15 protein-coding genes are annotated in these 21,302 nt (G+C 40.4%); 12 read left to right on the top strand and 3 right to left on the bottom strand.

What is annotated here, in order from left to right:
- Window position 1 precedes the first annotated feature (1 nt).
- The gene (locus tag QX565_RS11870; protein WP_289292856.1) at window positions 2–1,993 is read right to left on the bottom strand and encodes a hypothetical protein; all 1,992 of its coding nucleotides are present in this window, start codon (window positions 1,991–1,993) and stop codon (window positions 2–4) included.
- A 265-nt stretch (window positions 1,994–2,258) separates the two neighbouring features.
- On the opposite strand from QX565_RS11870, the gene QX565_RS11875 reads away from it, so the two are divergent.
- The gene (locus QX565_RS11875; RefSeq protein ID WP_221648347.1) at window positions 2,259–2,459 is read left to right on the top strand and encodes a hypothetical protein; all 201 of its coding nucleotides are present in this window, start codon (window positions 2,259–2,261) and stop codon (window positions 2,457–2,459) included.
- Between the two features lie 315 nt (window positions 2,460–2,774).
- Here QX565_RS11875 and QX565_RS11880 read toward each other — a convergent pair whose 3' ends face one another.
- Entirely contained in the window at window positions 2,775–3,068 is a 294-nt protein-coding gene (locus QX565_RS11880) for a hypothetical protein (RefSeq protein ID WP_007483094.1), read from the bottom strand.
- Between the two features lie 14 nt (window positions 3,069–3,082).
- A complete protein-coding gene (locus QX565_RS11885; protein WP_251234436.1) occupies window positions 3,083–3,547 on the bottom strand; it encodes a phage tail tube protein in 465 nt (154 codons plus the stop codon).
- Window positions 3,548–3,793: 246 nt separating this feature from the next.
- Between QX565_RS11885 and QX565_RS11890 the strand changes: the two genes are divergently transcribed.
- From QX565_RS11890 to QX565_RS11945, 11 genes are all read left to right on the top strand, one after another.
- Window positions 3,794–4,213, top strand: coding sequence for a hypothetical protein (locus QX565_RS11890; RefSeq protein WP_007483089.1), 420 nt, complete (start codon window positions 3,794–3,796; stop codon window positions 4,211–4,213).
- A 676-nt stretch (window positions 4,214–4,889) separates the two neighbouring features.
- Entirely contained in the window at window positions 4,890–5,603 is a 714-nt protein-coding gene (locus QX565_RS11900; protein ID WP_221648346.1) for a hypothetical protein, read from the top strand.
- A gap of 116 nt (window positions 5,604–5,719) precedes the next feature.
- Window positions 5,720–6,322: an ORF6N domain-containing protein gene (locus QX565_RS11905; protein ID WP_122201249.1), complete on the top strand. Its 603-nt coding sequence runs from the start codon at window positions 5,720–5,722 to the stop codon at window positions 6,320–6,322.
- Between the two features lie 1,253 nt (window positions 6,323–7,575).
- Complete coding sequence (locus tag QX565_RS11910; protein ID WP_289292857.1) at window positions 7,576–8,145, top strand: RNA polymerase sigma-70 factor; 570 nt, start codon at window positions 7,576–7,578, stop codon at window positions 8,143–8,145.
- Between the two features lie 90 nt (window positions 8,146–8,235).
- Window positions 8,236–9,204: a FecR family protein gene (locus tag QX565_RS11915; protein ID WP_122201252.1), complete on the top strand. Its 969-nt coding sequence runs from the start codon at window positions 8,236–8,238 to the stop codon at window positions 9,202–9,204.
- 200 nt (window positions 9,205–9,404) lie between these two features.
- Window positions 9,405–11,276 carry a DUF4838 domain-containing protein gene (locus QX565_RS11920; RefSeq protein ID WP_289292858.1) on the top strand — a complete coding sequence of 624 codons (1,872 nt, stop codon included), beginning with the start codon at window positions 9,405–9,407 and terminating at the stop codon, window positions 11,274–11,276.
- Window positions 11,273–13,150 (top strand): beta-N-acetylhexosaminidase, encoded by a 1,878-nt coding sequence (locus tag QX565_RS11925; protein WP_289292859.1) that lies wholly within the window; start codon window positions 11,273–11,275, stop codon window positions 13,148–13,150. The genes QX565_RS11920 and QX565_RS11925 overlap by 4 nt, the downstream gene beginning before the upstream one ends.
- A 156-nt stretch (window positions 13,151–13,306) precedes the next feature.
- The gene (locus QX565_RS11930) at window positions 13,307–16,612 is read left to right on the top strand and encodes a TonB-dependent receptor (RefSeq protein WP_289292860.1); all 3,306 of its coding nucleotides are present in this window, start codon (window positions 13,307–13,309) and stop codon (window positions 16,610–16,612) included.
- Between the two features lie 11 nt (window positions 16,613–16,623).
- Window positions 16,624–18,051, top strand: coding sequence for a RagB/SusD family nutrient uptake outer membrane protein (locus QX565_RS11935; protein ID WP_221648342.1), 1,428 nt, complete (start codon window positions 16,624–16,626; stop codon window positions 18,049–18,051).
- Window positions 18,052–18,058: 7 nt separating this feature from the next.
- On the top strand, window positions 18,059–18,562 hold the full coding sequence (locus QX565_RS11940; protein WP_007483069.1) for a hypothetical protein: 504 nt from the start codon (window positions 18,059–18,061) through the stop codon (window positions 18,560–18,562).
- A gap of 28 nt (window positions 18,563–18,590) precedes the next feature.
- A complete protein-coding gene (locus tag QX565_RS11945) occupies window positions 18,591–21,086 on the top strand; it encodes a glycosyl hydrolase family 18 protein (protein WP_221648341.1) in 2,496 nt (831 codons plus the stop codon).
- Window positions 21,087–21,302 lie beyond the last annotated feature (216 nt).

Genomic DNA, 21,302 nt, shown 5'->3' on the forward strand with positions numbered 1-21,302 from the left:
ATTATTTTGTACGTTGATTAATCCTATCTACTTTATTCAATATTCCACGAAGAACCCGTCCGTCTATTACAAACTCAACTTCCCCCCCTATACCTCCGGCAGGTTGTAACATATTACGCAATCGATTGAGCGGAGCCACTACTTCCGGATTATTTTGTGCTCCGGAATATTCGCCAAAAAGCCCGAGAGTAGGACCATAAGCTAAACCGCCTGCCGCAAATTTTGGAATAGAAGCCAATGCAGCCAAAACACTAGCAACAGCGGCAATGGCTAAGATCGGTCCAACAAATGGAATACTAGCCATAGCCGATGCTGCACCCGTACCTGCCGCTGCTGTATTTGCTGCAACCTGTGTCCCTTGTGCTGTACATAATGCCAAAATTTGTGGTATAGCCGCTCCTATCGCTTGAACACAATTGGCTCCCCAATCAAGCCATTGCCCGGCTGCCCCTCCAATAAGATCACCAATACTTCCCATGGCTGTACCCATAGATCCCAGCCCATCAATCATATTAGCATTTCTCTCTCCCATTTCATCCACTGCCATATTCCACCTCTCCATATTGGAAAGTGGTTTTTCCATATTTGGCACCTCCGGCTCCGGCAATTTCATATCCTTAAACCCTTCTTGTGTCAACATGGAAGATCTCATTCCCGGATTGTCTTTTATGGAATCATTCTGTAAGCGCTCTACCATCCCACTAATACTACCCCCTACAGGTGTAAAATCTATCGGAATAGATATCTCACCATACTCTTTTTTGAAGGTTTCTCTTTCAATCCAGTCTTCTGCACCTGCTATTTGTTTTTTCAGGCTATCAATTTTCAACTGAATATCTATAGAAGCCGTACCAACTGTAGTATTTGACAAACTTTTTTCCAATTCGGAAAGTTCCTTTTTCATAGCCGCAATACTTCCTTTAGCAGGAGTATCCGACTCTGAAGAGAAGACTGATTTTGGTTTCTCTGTTATCGTATTCGTATCAGGTTTTTGAAGTGGACAGCCTAAAACCGCATTTATCCGTTTCACTTCTTTTTCATAATCCTTTCGGGCAGACTGCATACTATATATATAAAGCGTAATCGGATTGTCAACATAAGAAGAAACCTGGCCGGCGATTCCATAACTCTGTACAACTGTTTTATTCAACTTACGGACAAATTGCATCCATCGTTCCGGAATTTCTTTATCTCCTCTCCGAATACTGGCAGCTATACCCTCAAATACCCGGTTACCAGTCTCTTCACCATATTCTTCCGTAAGTACCTGACGCATTTTTGTGAGATTCTGACCTTCTTTATCAGCCAATGCATCTCCTGCCGAGGATAAAGCACGTTCGCTGGCACGGGCACGGGCTGTTTCAAGAATAGCTGTACTCAGTTTACTATAGGCTACACGTGCAGTGTCTACATTGGTTATCTCTATTCCCAACTGACTTAGATAATCTCCATACTTTTCCTGAATTTTATCTTTTGCTCGTTTCCATTCATTTGTTCCTTCCTTAGCTTTATACAAACTACCAAAAAGTGTATCCAAAGAATTCTGCTCCGTAGATACCTCTTTATTCATGTCGGTCATTGCTTCATCTAAGCGCTTCTGTGCTTTTGCTGTTTCGCTATTACCTAATGCTAATTTGTATATTGCAATTCCAAGAGTTGCAGCAGCGGCAGCAGCTATAAGATAAGGACTGGAAGCTATGGCAATATTCATGGCTTTCGTTGCACCGGTAGTGGTGGCGATGGCAGCACGCGCTGTCAACATCTGCATCTGATAGATGTATAAAGCACGTTGACCTAAAGTCATAACATTATTAAAACCCGCTTGAATTAAAGTAGTAAGTTTAGTGACTTTTGTCAATTTAGATAAAACAGCAATAGTCGAATTAATTAAAGGAATATACCCTGCTATCAATCCAATATATGGTGACATAGCACCACCAAAATCAATCATTTTAACCTTCAGTCCTTCAACTTCAGATCGAAATTGTTTCAACTTATTCGATGTGTTATCAACGCTAGTTGAGAAAAATAGCATTCCATTTGTTGTATCAATTAAAATATTACTTACACTTGCCATTAATGTAAAGGATTGAATAGTCTCTTGAATATAGGAACGATTTGCTTCAGTAACATTTTTCAATGTTTTTTGAAATTCGCCTAATATAGATATACTATCCTTCATATTCTCTTTTATTGTAAGATATATTTGGTATTCAGCATTATTATTCATATTTTTGTCATATAAATTATTTAATAATATGGAAGTTCTTATAATTATCGTACTAGTATTATTTATTGGTTATTGCAATTATAGTTTTCGTAAAGAAACTATTGCAGACGGTATAGAAAAAGCCCAAAAACGAGAAAATGAAAAGAAAAAGAAAGAAGATGAAGAATTAAAACAGCGTCTACGCGATGAAGATAAATACGATGGTAACTACCACAAGCGCCATTCATAATATCTCATCTATCCCATAATTTTGCAATCTCGTCAAACCGATCTTTCGTACTAATAGATTCTTCCTTTTCATCTTGTGGTTGATTTTCCCATGAAAACCTACAAATATCAGTAGGAAGTAACTTTCTCTTACTATGAGGTTGCAACATACAGCAAGCTAAAAAGCGGGTTTGTTCCCATGACTCCCGTTCTAATCGTTGTTCCTTTTCTTGCCAGACTTTATAAGCTATAGAAAATTCAGATGGGGTACACCGGCTAAAGTCGTTCATACTCATTCCCATGCACCCCATTGCAATGCCCAACAGTTCCTCTGCTGTTACGCTTTCATCTTCTTTTTTTTTGAGCCTTCAGCACCTTCCGATAAGTTTTCCTGGAACTGTGCAAAGTCCTCCAGATTAATGCCATCGGCAAAGTGATCAAACTCCATGTCAAATGCTATTCCATCGGCACGACAAGCACTACGTACACAACAAAACATAAATAGAGTCAGCAGTTCGAGCTCAGCACCGATGTCATTTACATCCTTGCCGGTTTGACGTTTAAAGTCAATCATAGCACCCATAGTCATGCGACTGGGATACTCTTTTCCGTAAAGTTTCACTTTGTGCATATCTGTGTGAAGATTTACTTTTCAGCAGGTATTAGTTTCAATTCTACCTGACCACTGTTTTCCATTGAAATAGTGTAGCTGGCATCATCATCACCTGGATCTTGTTCTTCGAGACTGGTGATAATGAAATTTCCTTCACGATATTTCGTAGCCTCTTCACCACGCAACGCATAGCGCACTTTCACAGCTTTGCCTGCTTCCCACAATTCGAACAACTTATCGTATCCCAACTCATCACCATAAAACTTAAAACCTTCGGCACTAATACTGACAGACAGGCCACTGACAGACTTCTCTTTCCACATACCGGGATTGTCGGCTTTCGCTTTTTCAGTAAGAGTAGGTTTCACAGCCCGTTCCTTTGTTTCTGCACTGTTAGTAATTGTACACGTTTTACTGTGTCCCAGTGGAGTGAATGTGTTTTCGCCGGTTACAATGCCCACAAGCATATCACTTCCATGTTGATATCCAGTTTCCATAATTTAAAAAATTAAATTTGTTAATAATTTACCGTTTTATCATTAAAACGAACAGAAACAGTAACGGCTACCTGTACTGTCCGTATCGCTTCGATGATGCAAACATAACGGGGTAAAATTTCAAAAACAAATAACAGTGTAATGGTTACACAAAAGTATGTAACTGTTACACTGTTATTTCTCTTATTAGCGATTAATAGGCACCTTTACAGTGAAATATTAAAAACAATTTAAACATAAATTATTATGAGAAAAAAACTTTTCGAGACAGTGACAGACTGTCTAAAGACACTAACCGATTCGGAAACAGGAAAAAAAGTAGTGAAACACATTGATCTTTGGCAGACTTCCATTACCGAATCCGGTAACGAAGCCTCATTTCCAACACCAGCTGTATTTATTGAATTCCTACCAGCTACCTGGAAAACACTTTGTGGAAACAAACAAACGTGTGAAGTGCAGTTACGCCTGCACATAATAGAATATACCGCAGAAAACGACACACAAGTTGCATTACATGGATTTGAACTGGCAGACAGGATCGCCAGTTTACTAACTGAATGGCAATTGGAAAACCGAAGTAGATTCCTGCGAACAGAAAGCCTGACAAATCATGAAAGTGAAAAGGTGAAAGATTGTATGGAAACATTCAAGTTAACAATCTAATAAGTTGTTTCAACTAATCGTGCATTAAAAACAGACACTACTATTATTAATTTTCAGAATATTCATAAAATGAAAAAAAAATGCACAGGCTTCAGCTATATTAATAAAGTCAGAGATGTTAACAATATATATGACACATATGCACGATCGGGGTTATCAAACAGAGAAATCCTGAGACGATACATTTGGCCAAAGCATCTAATTTCAGAAAAAACGTTCTACAACTACTTGAACGCTTATGCGGATCCTAATTTTTTGGAAAGGCTAAAAGAAATGGAACATTCACTATCTATTAAATAATACTTCCCACAACTCAGATATAGATAGCATCACCCAATTAATAGAAGTTCATATGAGCTGCCTACAACAACTTGAATGAACTTCTATTTTCATAAATTTTTAGTGTGGTTACCTCACCTGATAATTAAGAAACACAAAAATATTAAGGAACATCCTAACGAAACCTATTCAAACATTTATAAAAAAGTTTGTACATTGTTGTATTTTTTATTACATTTGCACAATATTAATCAAAACACACAAACTTATGAAACAATCCTCATTATTCCTTATCAATTACTCTCACTTCTTGTTCCAAAGATTAGAATGATACAGTAAACAACTACAATAGTTTAAAGAAACAGGAATAAATATCAAACTTATTAACATGCAAACAATGAAAAAGATTTTATTATTAATGATGACTACATTGGCGATAGCCGGATGCAGTAATGAAGAACAGGACAACCTCGTTCCAGAAGAAGTAACAGTAAACATTGATTATGATTTTTGGGAAAGTGGAAGCATGTCAAGATCCGGAGCAGATCTATACACTAACTTCTATAATAAATATGTAAAAACCAAGTTATTGACTCCGACAACTTATTCATTATCCCTAAGTACAAAAGATACGCCTAAACCAACAACTATTAATGGGTATTGGGGAAATAAGGATGGAATTAGATTAGTAGAGGGAACCTATAATATATATGGTACATCTATTCCTACAAGTTCTGAAGCGTCTATTGATACGCTGTCTATGTCATTTAATGAAAAAGTTACGATAACAAAAGAAACTACTTCAATAACATTGACAGCTAAACACTCATCATTCATGCTGATATTTGACGCAAGCAATACCACATCAATAGAATACTCAGGATATCTTGGTAATATACACAGCACTTGTAGCCTTAATAAAAAAGATGAAATCTATTACATATTTCTAAGTAAGGACATTGAAGCATCCGATCAAATTGTTGTAACAAGAAAAAACAAAAAGAAAGTTATTATTAATCTTTATGGATTATCTTTCGAAAAAGGAAAATACTATTACTTTAATGACGTGACAAACTCATTTGATATACCACCAATGACTGAAGGGAACTAATTAATCGAGGTTCAAGGTTGATTTCGATAAGTTGAAACATTCTTACTCACCCCTGATCAAAGTAAATATCTGAGACGAATGAATAAAAATCTCTGATCAATAATAAGTGGTAATAAATGGAACTACAAGTAATTCAAAGTAAGATCTACGAGATACGAGGAAGTAGAGTTATGTTAGACTTTGATCTAGCAAAATTGTATAGTACAGAAACGAGTTTATTAAAACGTGCTGTCAGACGAAACATGGAACGTTTTCCGGAAGATTTTATGTTTCAATTAACGAAAGAAGAAGCTAATAGTCTGTATTCCAGTGGGGTATTCCAAGCTGGCACACCCCAATATAACTTTAGTGCCTATGCTCCTTTTGCTTTTACAGAACAAGGTGTAGCTATGCTAAGTAGCGTATTAAGATCTCCCATTGCTGTAAAGGTGAACATTAATATCATGCGCGCATTTGTTAGTGTTCGACAATTCGTCTTAACCAATGAAAGTAATACCAAAGAGATAGAGTACCTTAAACATCGTATTGAGGAACTGGAACATCAAGGAGTGAAAGCATTTGCTATGATAGAAAGGCTGGGAGAAGAAACGTTAGAAGCCATCAATGATTTATCTGAGGATAACCGTAAAGAATTCGATAACGTTTACCTTGCACTCTCACAGTTGGCAGACAAGAAGAAACAATCTAAACCTCGTAATCCTATTGGTTTTAGGAAGTAATTCTATAATTGACCAATAGAAATAAAACAAATTTTACAAATCAATGAATATGAGAATTAGAAACAATAGCCAGAGGTATATTGTTCTTTCATGAATAGGTAAAGGAAACGAATTAAAATAAAAAGACACTGAAAGACATACACCACTTCATCTACTTTACAAGGCCACGAACTTGCAACAGACTGATAATCAACACTTATAAGATTGTACACTTTTGTTATACAAGAATGTACAATCTTATATGACAAGAGTGTACAATATTGCATGGTAAAAGTGTACAATCTTATAGTTCGTTGGCTATTTAGGTTAAAAACGGAATTCGAATGGACTGATGAGCCGGTATTGGTGGCATTGAATGCAATATCGTGATGGGACTAATAAAGGTTTCGAAAAATGTAGTTATCCTGTCTTTTTGTTCCTATATGGCTGATTTTCATGACACCCTTATTCTAATTATTACTGCAATTAGAGAATAAAATGCATAATAATATCAATTATTATGCGTATTCTATCGCATAATCTTTCTTTAGTTGGATAATCATGCACATTTATTCGGCGTGTTATCCTAATTTTCCCGGTATGATAAATTCGGTTCCTCTACGAGAAACAACTCAAACCTCGTAGAGAAACGACTCGAGACTCTACGAGAAAAAATAAAACTGCCTAAAAAGACGTTTTCAGACGCTAACTGATGGCTAAATTCACTCCAATCTTAACTATTAAAAGTATATCAAAGAATTTCATAAAGTTGAATTATGTAATAAATATCAAAAAAACAAGATGTTTTTGTCATGCAATTCTCCAAAAAAACATACAATAGGAATAATAGAAGCCAGAAATGCCGAAGATTTTTATTACTTGCAAGAAACCTTCCCTTAATTAGAGGATTCTAAAGGATCAGGAATGTCACTTTGTCAAATTGTAAGTAAGTATGTACTTTGAATAGACACGAACTAATTATTATTTTTCAGACATAAGAACAAAAGAACACATTTTCTGTATAACCTCCATAAACAGCTTATTTGTTCTTATGTTCTTATGTCTAATCTCCATCTATACTGATAGGATAAAACTATCCTAAATATGTTGCCAGTCTGGACAAATTTAACATAGAAAATGAGGTAACCGACAGTATACACCTGTATCAATTCGATTTTTTAATGCGAGCAACATTATAATTCTCAATCGAATTTATTTCCTTTATAATATATTTCCATAACTTTGGCCCGTACTATCAAAAACACTCTCTGTATATGGATAAAAAATACATTATAGGCTTACAGAAGGGCTCATACTCCGATTTTAATAAATTATATGACCTTTATGCAGATAGATTGTATGGCTTTGCTTACAACCTGACACATTCGTCGGAGATGGCAGAGGAAATTGTGCAGGAAGTCTTTTTAAAAATCTGGCAGATGCGGGAACACTTATCTCCCGAATATTCTTTTCGTTCTTTTCTCTTCACGATTGCCAAAAATAAGTTTCTGAACGATTTGAGAAACCGGCTCACCTTGCTTTCTTATGACGAATACATAACTCAACTGGATGATGCGGCGGAAAGAGGAGAAAACTCCACAGAAAGTGAGTTTAACTTCAATGAGTTGAATGAACAGGTCCTCCAGTCCAAAGATAAACTGAGTAAGCGGCAAAAGATGATATTCGAAATGAGTAAAGAAGAAGGATTGTCAAATCAGGAAATTGCTTTGAAACTTGGTATCTCCGAACAATCTGTCAGAAATCAATTAAGTAGCGCACTCAAAGTACTTAGAGAAGAACTCATTAAAATCGGCTTTTCTTTCGCTCTCTTTTTTATGAGTTAGTGATAAACCTAAAAAAAGTTAATAACAAAGGATACATATGTTACATGATTCGTATTTCTGTGTATCACTTATAAACGGACAGGATTGATTATGGAGAAACAGAATAATATACTTGAAAAATATATTCGCGGCAGCATCAGCGAAGAAGAATATAATGAATTGCAACAGCAGATTCAGAATGATTCTGATAACAGTGTCGGGGATATGCTAAATGAGTGTTGGCAAAAAGACCTGAATATCCACGTTATGCCCCGGGCTGCGAAAGAACGGACCCGGAGACTGGTTAACGAAAAGATAAAGAAGGATATGAGACGCGTCTGGTTCAAACGGGCGTCGACCATTGCAGCTTCTATTCTGGTACCCGTATTAATCATCTCTACGGTTTATTTCTATAAGGAAATGGACCATTACAAGCAGATACCCAATATCGTATCTGTCAACAAAGGACAACGAGCCGGTATTACACTGCCTGATGGAACAATTGTTCATTTGAACAGTGAATCTAAACTGACTTATACTCCGGACTTTAATGGTAAGTTGCGAGAGGTGGTTCTGGAAGGAGAAGCCTTTTTTGAGGTCACTCCCAATAAGGAGAAGCCTTTCATTGTGAAAACGTCCGTTTTCGATGTAGAGGTATTGGGAACTTCTTTTAATGTCTCGGTTTACAATGATGAGAATATTGTAGAAACCGCACTTATGGAAGGAAAAGTGAAACTGACGATGCAGGGCTGTCCGTCTAAGCCTGTTTATCTGACGCCTTCACAGAAGTTTATCTATTCCAGAAGCGATCGGCAAGGTACTATCTCCATCATGGAGGGAGATACCGAACTGGCCTGGAAACAAGGTATACTTGCATTCAATGCAGAACCGTTGGAAGAGGTTTTCCGGAAAATAGAACGCTGGTACGGAGTAACGATGCACTACGACAAAGAAAGTTTAGTGAACGACAACTTCACAGGACAATTCAAGATGATTTCCATCCAGGAAATGATGAATATATTGCGCATGCACTATAACCTGAAATTTAAAATAGAGAATAATGACATATACATAATCTAAAAACAAAAAAGCATATGAAAAATACCGATTAAAAAAATCCTTTCGTCCTCCACCGTTCCGTCCTTTTTTTAAGAAGCTGATAAAAATAATCAAAACAGTTTCTTAATATCCAAATTCATTTTAATCAATTCAATTGACAGGGAGCCTTCTCAGGGTGGCTCCAAGCCATTGCTATGCCCTTTTTTAAACAAAAAATGCTTATGAAGAAAATAATAATGTATATCGCCTTACTGATGTTGCCGATCCTTTGTTCAGCGCGGAAAGCCTTTGTGATAGAAGAAGGCCGAACCGTGATACTGACGGGTAAACATGCTTCATCACCGGCACTGCTTGCAGCACACGAACTGCAATATTTCGTAAAACAATCATTGGGGATACACGTACCCATAGTGAATGAATTACCATCGAAACCCACCGGGATTATCTATGTGGGTAACAGTGAATATACGGATAAAATACACTTTGAACCACAGGAATATCTGATACAAATCACTCCGGAAACAATCGTTCTGATGGGACAGGACGAAAACTCTGACAGTGATGGGGGACGCGATAACAACGGTATAACACCCTCAAAAGACCGGTTAAAAATTAACTACTCAAAGCTGACAGGTAATTCATCGGCCAACGTAGAGTTGACGCTGCCGTCTATTTATGATGCACAAGGAACTTGTTATGCTGTATATGACTTCGTTGAGAACTATCTGGGTGTCCGTTTCTATGGTCCGGCTCCGCTAAATGTGATTGTCCCCAAACAGAAGCAACTGAAACTGGCTCCAACCCGAGTGATGCGTTCTCCTGCAATCAAATACAGAGACAGTAGCTATTCTTTTGATTGGCCGATGATGAAAGAACAATATTTTGAAGCTACGCCGGAGATGACCCAGCTATTCCTCAGAAGAATCCGGTTCGGCGGAGAGAAATGGGCTGCCAATCATGCTTTCACAGCTTATCAGGACCGTTTCCTTCAAAAGAACCCGGATCGTCCGGAACTCTTCGAAGGTTACCATCCCGAATATTTTGCCGTCGGACGTACCGGAGGACCTCACGAACGCCAGTTCTGTTATACCAATCAGGCATTTATCAAACAGGTGGCCAAAGATGCCTGCGACTATTTTGACGGGCAGCCCCTGAAAGGTGAACAAATAGCTTTAGGAGACTATTTTGCAGTGGTTCCGCTTGACAATGCCAACTGGTGCCAATGTGAAGAATGCAGCCGGCAACTGGCTATTGATAAAGATAATATCCGGGGAGAACACTTCAATTGCGGTACTGCCACCCATTACCTGTGGACCTTCGTCAACAATGTGGCTAAAGAGGTAAAGAAAACGCATCCCGGAAAAAAGATAGCCGCCCTCGCCTATCATGTATATGCTTATCTGCCTGAGGATATAGAACTGGAAGATAACATATCGGTAGCCCCCTGCCTTCACCCACGCAACTATTGGGCACCAAAGATGAAAGAGAATGAAACTGATTTCTACAAAGACTGGATTGAAGAAAGCAGGAAGAGCCATCGCCCCGTCTATCTGTGGAATTACCTGTGTTTCCCAACCGAACGCGGACTGGTACAGGGGTTCAACGTATTTCCCGGATTCAGTATCCACCAGGTGGCCGAAGAAACAAAAATGTACGCCCGGGATGGTGTACGAGGCATATTCCTTTGTGGAATAGGAGAGCAGTTTGATTTCTATGCCACCATGAAACTCTATGATAATCCGACATTAGACATAGACCACCTGCTAAATGAATTCTTCACCTCTTATTTTGGTAAAGCAGCCCGCCCCATGCGCAACTTCTATGACAAAATAGAACAGGTATACAGTGATTCCAAAAATTATCCGTTGGACATTCAGACTAAAGATGCACAGTTTCACCAGACAGAAGCAATAGCATGGGAATACCTCGGAACAGACCGGGTAATGAAGGAACTGGAAGGGTATATCCGTAAAGCACAATCGCTGGCAGATAGTCCGGCAGAAAAAGCACGCGTGGATTCATGGGTGAAAGGAGTCTGGGAATATATGCAAACAGGTAAAGCCAAATACATATCTAAAAAAGCAAAAGAATGAAACTTATCAATCTCTTTCTGTTCCTCTTCCTGCTGGGATGCGTAAGTTGCAAAAGCCCGGAAGAGAACATACCCAACGAGTCTATACAGATTATTCCTCTGCCAAACTCGTATGAACTCAAACCGGGCAGTTTCTGTATGACCGGACAAACAACGATCGGAATAGATACTTCTGACCCGGCAATGGTAGCCCTGGCAGAATACTTCAACGAAAAGACAAGTGATGCTACCGGATTCTCTTTACCGATTGGTGACTCCGGAACAATCGTCTTTCAATTAGGCGATTATAAAGAGTTGGGAGAGGAGGGATATCAGTTGTCCGTATCCTCCGGGAAACTCGTGCTGAGTGCATACAGGCATCATGGTATATTCAACGGCATACAATCTGTTCTTCAACTACTCCCTCCGGAAATAAAATCGAAAACAGTACAGCCACAGAAAACATGGTACATCAATTGTGTGGAAATCACCGATAAACCTCAGTTCGCATGGCGCGGGCTGATGCTTGACGTCAGCCGGCACTTCTTTACCAAACAGGAAGTGAAGCGGTTCATAGACCAAATGGCAGAATACAAATATAATGTGTTTCACTGGCATCTGACCGATGATCAGGGGTGGAGACTTGAAATAAAATCACTGCCTGAACTGACCAATATCGGTGCATGGAGAGCTCCCCGGGTAGGTAACTGGTGGGAGAGAGAACCCCAACTTTCTACCGACTCTTTGAGCTATGGAGGGTTTTATACTCCGGAAGACATCCGGGAGGTCGTAGACTATGCCCGGAAACGCTATATTACGATAGTGCCCGAAATAGATATACCCGGACACAGTATGGCTGCTCTATCGGCATATCCGGAAATCTCTTGTACGGGTGGCCCTTTTCATGTGAATGTAGGAAATACATTTTATACAAAAGTAGAAAATTCCTTGTGTGCAGGCAATGAACGGACGTTTGAAGTTCTTGATTCTGTATTCTCTGAAGTTGCCCGTCTTTTTCCTTCCCCATATATACATATCGGAGGCGATGAATGTTATAAAGGCTTTTGGGAGAAATGTCCCAAATGCCGGATGCGAAAACAAAAAGAACATCTGAAAAATTCGGAAGAACTGCAAAGCTACTTTATAAAACGGGTGGCCGACATGGTTCAGAAAAAAGGGAAACAAATTATCGGATGGGATGAGATACTGGAAGGTGGCTTAGCTCCGGAAGCAATTGTAATGTCATGGAGAGGTATAAAGGGAGGTGCGGAAGCTGCCCGCCAAGGACACTCGGTTATTATGACTCCGAGCGATCATTGTTACCTGGATTTCTATCAGGGAGACCCGGCTGTTGAACCGAATACTTATGCTATGCTTCGCCTGCAGGATTGCTACAAATATCAGCTTATCCCCGACAGCATAAATCCGTCTTTAGTAATGGGCGGACAAGGAAACCTTTGGACAGAATCCGTACCTCACTACCGTCAGGTGGAATACATGGTCTGGCCCCGTGCTTTAGCTATATCCGAGACATTATGGACCGATGCCCGGCTACGTAACTGGAAATTCTTTGTCCACAGAGTAGAACAACAATTTGAACGCTTCGACCAATCCGGAGTTAACTATGCCCGTAGCATTTATGATCCGATCATCTGTCCGCACCGGGATAAAAAGAACGAACTGAAAATAGAACTGAAGACAGAAGTAGAAGGCCTAAGCCTGTTCTATACATTCGACAATACAATCCCCGATGTCTACTCCAATATGTATACAGATACACTTTCTGTTCCTAAAAATGCATCGATGCTTCGCGTAGCCACTTACAAGGGACAGGTACAAGCAGGCAGACAGGTTGATGTTACAATCGAGGAGCTGAAAAAGAGAGTGACGGAATAAAAAGTAATATGTTATAAAACATAAAAAAAGAGATGTTACAAATAAAGCCAATCGGTGTACTACTTACAGAACGGACAAGGACAAAGAAAAACGAGACATCTGACTAACAAGTAAAAACACCTGAAAATCACTTATGATAAAATACTTAAAATCATTATGAGTACAAGAAAATTTCGCATAATACTGCTTCTATTGTTAATGACCGGATTCGTATCCGCCATTAATGCCCAGGAGCAAAAAATCTCTCTCTCACTTAACAATGCCACATTGAAGCAGTTCTTTAATGAGATAGAACACAAAACCGATTACTCTTTCTCTTACCGTGAAGGAGTATTGGATAACCGGAAGGATATAACGGTTTCTGTACAAAACAAAGACCTGTTGGAAGTCCTCAAAACGGTACTCACTCCAAGAGGATTAAGCTTTAGCATACAATCCAAATCAGTAGTCATCATTCCACAGCAACAGGTAGCCGCAAGCAAACCGGTTATCATCAAAGGAAAAGTTACAGATACTACCAACGAACCACTTGTAGGAGTTACCATCCGGGTTAAAAATGGTAATGAAGGTACAACGACCGATATGGAGGGTAACTACTCAATCCAGCTGAAAAACAAGAATTCCGAACTTCAGTTCTCTTACATCGGTTACAAACAAAAGGATATAAGAGTAAAGGACAAAACGGTAGTCAATGTACAGCTGGATGAAGATAGCCATATGCTGAATGAAGTAGTGGCTATCGGCTACGGTGTGATGAGAAAAAGAGACCTGACGGGTTCTGTAGCCCGCATCGGAGAAAAGGATATAAACAATGTTCCTACAATCCGTCTGGATCAGGCACTGACCGGTAAAGTATCGGGCGTACACGTCACTAACACTTCCGGTGAACCGGGTGCAGCTACCAATATCCTGATTCGTGGTGGTAACTCTATTTCGGCAAGTAATCAGCCTTTGTATGTTGTAGACGGATTTATCGGTGCAGGCGACCTGAACCTGATTGACCCCAATGACATAGAATCAATAGAGATTCTGAAAGACGCCGCAGCTACTTCTATTTATGGTGCCAGAGGTGCCAATGGTGTTGTTATCATTACGACTAAAAGAGGAACTGAAGGTGGCAACAATGTTACAGTGAATGCCTACGTCGGTATCCAGCATGTTGCCAAACGGTTGGAAATGCTCAATGCACGTGAATATGCCGAAATGCTGAATCAACAGGATGTGGCTGCCGGACAAGAACCTTCTATTGAGAATCCCAGTATCTATGAAAAAGGTACTGACTGGCAGGAGGAAATACTCCAAATGGCTCTGATGCAGAATTATCAGGTAGCAGCTTCGGGAGGAAGTAAAGATACCCGTTACTATTTATCATTGAGTATGTTCGATCAGGAGGGTGTCATCAAAAGATCCGGAATCAGACGTTATCAGACCCGCCTCAACTTGGACAAAAAGATAGGTGATAAGATAAATATCGGGGCTAATTTCCAATTTTCCCACTCGTCCAGAAAACCCAATCTGGTAAGTTTGGGAGGATTTGATTACCAAAGCTCGGCTCTGGCAACTCCTCCGACCATGCCTATTTATAATGAGGACGGTTCGTATGCTGCAGACAGCCCTTCACGTGTGGTAAGCAACAAGATTGACAACGTAGTAGCACAGCTTAACCTGCGTAAGAAAGAAGAATTATCGACCACTGTCTATGCAGGTATATTTGCAGACTGGGAAGCCATAAAAGGATTGAAGTTCAAAACTTCTTTAGGATTGAACGCCAGTACCAGTAAAACAAATGAATACAAACCCGGTTCACTCCCAACCATGATGCAGAATAAAACCAAAGGTGAAGCGTGGATCAATCAGGGAGAAGGTTATTCTATCTTATGGGAAAACACAGCCAACTATATGAAAGAGATAGCCGAAGGACACCACCTGACTGTTTTGGGAGGATATACTTTACAATTCGGACGTAACGAAGGGCTAAGCCTGTACGGGAAAAACTTCACCAATGACTTGTTGGACTGGAACAACCTCTCTGATGCAGAAACCAAAACCCGCCAGATAGGCAGCTCTGCTTCCGAATGGGCCATCATTTCGTATCTGGGACGTATCAACTACTCTATTCACGATCGTTACCTGCTCTCGCTTGTAGGCAGATACGATGGTTCATCCCGTTTAGGCAAAGATAACCAGTTTGCTTTCTTCCCTTCCGTAGCTTTGGGATGGAGACTCTCGGAAGAGAAATTCATGAAGCGCTTTTCCAAACTGAATAACCTGAAACTGAGATTCAGTTATGGTCTTTCCGGAAATCAGGATATTGCACTGTACCAGACATTACCGTTGATGAAACAACAAAATGTGATGCTGGGCGACATTCCGCAAATCGGATACATCCCCGATCGTCTGGGTAATGACAAACTGAAATGGGAGACAACGGCCCAGTTCGATTTTGGTGTGGAGGCTTCTTTCTTCAATTCACGTTTGAATATAGAACTTGACTTTTATTCTAAAAGAACCAAAGATCTTTTACTGGATGTGGAATTCCCCTATATCTCAGGATTCAAGAATGGTTTCATGAATGTAGGTAAAATCTCAAACCAGGGAGTAGAGCTTATGATTCGTACTACCAATATCGCTACAAAAGATTTCACATGGTCTACCGAATTTAATATCTCTACAAATAAAAATAAAGTCTTAGCAATGGGACCGGATAAAGATTTTGAATATACTTTCCGTCCGGGTTTGGGTACACATCCTTACTCCTGGTTAAAGGTAGGACAGCCCGTCGGAGTATTCTATGGCTATATTATGGATGGCATTTACCGCTCACGTGCACAGATTGAAGCCGGTAATGAGCCAAACGCTTCACTCGGACAAAAGATCTACCGGGATATTAATGGGGATGGCGTGGTTTCCATTGAAGACCAGACAACCATCGGCGACCCGAATCCCGATTTCTTTGGAGGTATCAACAATACGTTCACTTACAAGAATTTCACTCTAAGTGTATTTTTACAGGGAACGTATGGAAATGACATACTTGCAGGAGGTGACTTCCTGTATGCCACAGTCGACCCCCGGTTTGTAAATCAGTACAAACGGGTAAAGAATTTCTGGTCACTCGACAATCCCAACGGAAATTATCCTAAACTCTATTCCAATGACGAATACCAGCCTTCTACCTACATGATTCATGATGGTTCACATCTGAAAATAAAGAGTATCAGCTTGTATTACAACTTCCCGGTTAAGAGCTGGAAAAAGAATAAGACGATTCAGGAACTGCAATGTTACGTTACCGGTACCAACCTGTTCACGTTCACCTCATACAAAGGATACGATCCGGAGGTAAATACCGGAACGGAAGGCGGTTATAAGGTCTATTCGGCCAACGTGCTACGGGGTATGGACTTTACCGCTTATCCCTCAGCGAGAACTTATACTTTTGGCTTTAAAATCACATTATAATGAAAAGAATCATGAAAAAACTAAAGATAATGGCACTGTGCATCCTGACTGCTACTTGCAGCTCGTGCCTGGACATGCTCGATAAAACACCTATATCACAACTCAGCGTCGGTAAACTGTTTGAAACGGCAGATGGGGCGGAAGCTGCCGTATCCGGATGTTACAGTTTCCTCAATGGAACAGGATATTACAGTCAGGACAGATGGTGCTTTGCCTTTGAAGGTACCGATATATCCGGTAGTGCAGGTGGCTCAGCCAATTATCAATGGACTTCCGGTGAAAACCGGTGGAGTGACTGGTGGCTCACCACTTATCAGGCAATCGGCGCTTGTAACACAACCATAAGCCGCATAAAGAAATCAACCTTTGATGAGAGCCGCCGTACTTCGCTGCTGGCAGAAGCTCGTTTTCTACGTGCTTTCTACTATTATCATGCATTGACTTACTGGGGAGGCGTGCCCTTATTGAAAGATGAAATAACCTCGCTGGATCAGGTAAAGAATATAAAGAGAGCCACACGGGAAGAACTTTCAAATTTCATCATTGATGAACTCACTGAAGTATCGGACATCTTAGAGAAAAGCCCTGCCATCGTAGCAAGAGCCAGTAAAGGAACCGCACTTACCCTGTTGGCAAAAATGTACTTACTGCAAGAACAATGGGAAAATGCAGCAAAGACCTGTGAGCAAATCATGGGCTTGAACAAATATAAACTGTTCGACAACTATAGCGACATCTTCTCACAGGCATTCGAGAACCAGCAGGAACACATCTTCTCTATTCAGTTCAATGCCGATTATACCGACTTCTCGGCCCGTATGCTGTGGTATCTGGGTCCAAGCAAAGAAGAATGGGACAAGTTCAATGGTTTGGGAGGAAGTTCAGCCCCTACTTCCTTCTATGATAAATACGATGAATGGGACCTGCGCCTTGAACACAATCTGGCCAAGACCTGGCGGGGACAGGCTTTTAAAGACAGCCGTATCGCCATCATTAAATACTGGGACAGGACCGGTAAACAAATGCTTGACCACGACGGACTGAACTTCCCCGTATTCCGCTATGCAGACGTTCTTCTCATGTATGCCGAAGCATTAAACGAATGGAAAGGAGGACCTACCCAAGAGGCTTATGACGCAATCAATGAAATTCGCGAACGGGCAGGGGTAGATGAAATAGAAGAATTGGATTACAAACAATTTCAATCTTTTATCCGTGACGAACGTGCCCGTGAATTATGCTATGAGGGGCATCGCCGATTCGATCTTGTGCGTTGGGGAATACTTGTAGAGACGGTAAAAAGAGTCAGTAAAGAGATTAACTCAAAGGGAGGTGAATACATTAGTGAAGCCCATAACCTTTGCCCTATCCCTCAGACAGAGATTATAAAGAACTCAAATTTGGAACAGAATCCAGGATATGAAACTACTAAAAAATAAAAGCGATATGAAATCAACATTCAAGCTACTTCTGCTTTTAATGACTCTCTCATTCATTGCTTGTGACAAGAACGAAGATGACTTCTCAAAAAAAGACAGTTATCTGTATGTATGGAACATACGCACATGGAATGTGGGTACGGAAAGTAAACTTTCTGATATAAAAGTAACCTATTTCTTCAAAGGGGATACCACCCGGATACAGAATATTAACTTCTGGGTAATCAAAGAAAAAAGTACCCTCTATGCCGAAGAGGCCATGAAACATACCGACAGGGCTTTTCAGGTAACGTATCCTCAGAAAGATCCTAACCAGAAAGAGTTCAAGAACCAATGTTCTTTCCGCTTCAGTGAAGGATTCAATGTAGATTATGACGGTGATCCGATTGTACCGGGAGGAAAATACAGACTGGTAGTAAAAGCCATTGCTACCGACAACAAAGTGGTAGACAGCCCTACCACCGAATCGGGGGTATTCGAGATATACGACCCTAACAGTCCTGAAGAATAAACTTTGTTTAATTTAAAATAGATACCAAATGAAAAAGAATTTGTTTTTATGCCTGCTGTTTTTGTTAGGCATTCTCAATGTATCTGCCCAGACGACAGGTAACAAAGGTTTCAAGTTGAACGTAAATGCCGGAGATGCTTATCTGGATTGCGGAGATATCACACAGCTCAACAAAGCCGGAGCTTACACCATAGAGGCATGGGTGAATATAACCCTGGATGAGCTGGCCGATCGTTTCATTATCTTCAAAAAAGAGCAACCCGACGAGCGTAACCGTATTAAGGTACAGGTAGAAAAAAATGGACAGATCTACGTTATGCAGGCTAACGGAGATGGTGCTTATGCACAAACATCTGCCGGATGCTATCCGAAAAGTGGCTGGCACCATGTGGCTTTAGTTTATGACGGAACAAAATCAAGCACCGACGAAGGAGTTATCATTCTCTATATCGACGGTATCCGCCAGTCTTTCTCTAATGCTTTCTTCAAACCTACCACAGGTGACATTGACGCGCCATTCGTATTGGGTGGTGCTTCTCTTGCCTGCTACGATGAAGTCAGAGTATGGAACAAGTCTCTCAGCCTTGAAACCATATCTAAATGGAAAAGCTATAAAGTGCTCGATACACACCCGGATAAAGCCAACTTAGTGGCCTATTATGATTTCCAGAATGTAACAGATACCAATGTTCCCGATTTACAGGGTGCTTATCCGGCTACTTTTAAAGCAACGGAAGCTGAAGTAAAAAACATCGACCTGAAGATCTTTGAAGAAGTAGGCGAAATGACTATCGAAAGCAGTATGGTTTCTCAGAAGACAGGTAATGCCTATGCGAAAGAAGACAACATTGAATTGCTTACTCTGAAAGTAAACACCGTTGGTGCAGGCGAACTGTCACTTACCGGACTGGACTTCTCGCTGAACGGTACAACCAAGCTGACTGATATTGCTACTATCAATGTGTACTATGCCGGTGACAAAGCACAGATCACAGACGAATCACTCACAATGAACTACCAGGCACTTCGCCCGGGTACCGGTAAACTGGAGTTACGTGATGGAGATAATGCAGGTAAACAACCACTTAGTGTAGGAAATAACTTCTTTATCGTAGCCATCCGGTTGAAACCGACAGCCACTGACGGAAATAAACTGGACGGGCAAATCACCAAACTGTACTTCAGTAACGGGAAAGATGTAGTTCCTGAATCTTCTGACCCGGATGGTGATATGACAATCCGCCAAATCAACAAGCTCGACGCAGCAGCCTATACACAGAAGTGTACTGACTATAACAATAAGATAGTATTCGGCTGGTTCCCCTGGTTCAGTGTTACCACTATTGACAAAGTAGACTGGAAAGGCCTCACTCATATTGCTCCTATTGGTTTTGAAATCGACAAGGGAGGTTATACCCCCACTTTCGAAGATAAAGGTATCGACCTGAAATGGCCCTGGATTGACTTTATTAACGCAGCGCACAAAAATGGTGTGAAAGTATTGGCTGCCATCACCGGTAATGTTCGTGACGGTGGAAATACAGCTTTCTATGTAGATCTGTTTGGCGATTCACAAAAGATGCGTGCTGCAGCCGTTGCCATAGCTAAGTTTGTTGACAAATACAACCTGGATGGTATTAATATGGATATTGAAGAGTTTTACAACTCCGTCCCCAATCACGGTGCAAAATATAATGAACTGGCTAAATATATAAAAGAAGAGCTCGACAAAATCAATCCGGATTTCGAACTTTCTATTGCTACCTATCCGGGAAATGAAAGCAATGAATGGGATTTCAAAGGAATGCTCAAAAGTGCCGACTACCTTACTATCATGATGTACAACATCGGACAAACATTCACTTGCCCGCTGAACGATGCACAAAGAAGAATCAAGCAGTTCTGGCTGGATATCGACATTCCTGCATCTGACATTGTTATCGCATGGCCCTACTATGGCAATATCTACAAGAACGGATCAAAATTCGGAACAGCTACTTTAGGTGATGTACCCAAGTATGCCAAAGACAATGATATCACTTGGGATGACGCAGCAAAATGTAATGTTTATAAGTATACCGAAGACGGTGCCAATATGGTGGCTTATGCCGAGGATCTTCAGAGCCTCCGCTTAAAATATGACTATACTACCAAAGGCGGCTTCAAAGGTATTGGTATCTGGGCATTGGGTCAGGATGCAGGTATGGAAGACCAGGCATACGGATTGATTCGCGAATTCTACGATTCTACCTATCAAGGAACAGGAATCAGCAAGAACCAGTCCAATGGTAACATATCCGTTTATCCTGCTGCTGTAGAAGATGAACTGTTCATCAACTTAAAAGACAATGACGGAGCCAATGTTACAGTTACTGTTTACAATATGATGGGACAGGCATTGAAAAACATAAATTTAGCTTCCGGCGTACGGTCTGTTCACCTTAACAGCCTTTCTACCGGTTGCTATATAGTGAAAATTCAATGTGAATCAGAAGTGGCAAGCTTTAGAGTTGTAAAGAAGTAAACCTTTCCGCTCTTTTTGGCAGATATTAAAACTCACCACAGAGTAACACAGAGTTCCACAGAGTTTAAATCTTTATTGAAACGCAGATGAACGCAGATTTTCGCAAAGGAAAACAAATATATGATAAAGAACTACAGTCTTTTAATCTGTGTTCATCTGCGATCATCCGCGTTTCATCAGATAAATACTACTCTGTGAAACTCTGTGTTACTCTGT

This window comes from Bacteroides sp. 41_26 (genome assembly GCF_949740115.1).
GTDB classification, from domain to species: Bacteria; Bacteroidota; Bacteroidia; order Bacteroidales; family Bacteroidaceae; genus Bacteroides; species Bacteroides nordii.

Bases quoted from the DNA above. Each gene is read 5' to 3' on its own strand.
- QX565_RS11880 (WP_007483094.1), bottom strand. From the start codon at position 3,068: ATGCACAAAGTGAAACTTTACGGAAAAGAGTATCCCAGTCGCATGACT.
- QX565_RS11900 (WP_221648346.1), top strand. From the start codon at position 4,890: ATGAAAAAGATTTTATTATTAATGATGACTACATTGGCGATAGCCGGA.
- QX565_RS11890 (WP_007483089.1), top strand. From the start codon at position 3,794: ATGAGAAAAAAACTTTTCGAGACAGTGACAGACTGTCTAAAGACACTA.
- QX565_RS11935 (WP_221648342.1), top strand. From the start codon at position 16,624: ATGAAAAAACTAAAGATAATGGCACTGTGCATCCTGACTGCTACTTGC.
- QX565_RS11925 (WP_289292859.1), top strand. From the start codon at position 11,273: ATGAAACTTATCAATCTCTTTCTGTTCCTCTTCCTGCTGGGATGCGTA.
- QX565_RS11875 (WP_221648347.1), top strand. From the start codon at position 2,259: ATGGAAGTTCTTATAATTATCGTACTAGTATTATTTATTGGTTATTGC.
- QX565_RS11910 (WP_289292857.1), top strand. From the start codon at position 7,576: ATGGATAAAAAATACATTATAGGCTTACAGAAGGGCTCATACTCCGAT.
- QX565_RS11920 (WP_289292858.1), top strand. From the start codon at position 9,405: ATGAAGAAAATAATAATGTATATCGCCTTACTGATGTTGCCGATCCTT.
- QX565_RS11930 (WP_289292860.1), top strand. From the start codon at position 13,307: ATGAGTACAAGAAAATTTCGCATAATACTGCTTCTATTGTTAATGACC.
- QX565_RS11940 (WP_007483069.1), top strand. From the start codon at position 18,059: ATGAAATCAACATTCAAGCTACTTCTGCTTTTAATGACTCTCTCATTC.
- QX565_RS11885 (WP_251234436.1), bottom strand. From the start codon at position 3,547: ATGGAAACTGGATATCAACATGGAAGTGATATGCTTGTGGGCATTGTA.
- QX565_RS11915 (WP_122201252.1), top strand. From the start codon at position 8,236: ATGGAGAAACAGAATAATATACTTGAAAAATATATTCGCGGCAGCATC.
- QX565_RS11945 (WP_221648341.1), top strand. From the start codon at position 18,591: ATGAAAAAGAATTTGTTTTTATGCCTGCTGTTTTTGTTAGGCATTCTC.
- QX565_RS11905 (WP_122201249.1), top strand. From the start codon at position 5,720: ATGGAACTACAAGTAATTCAAAGTAAGATCTACGAGATACGAGGAAGT.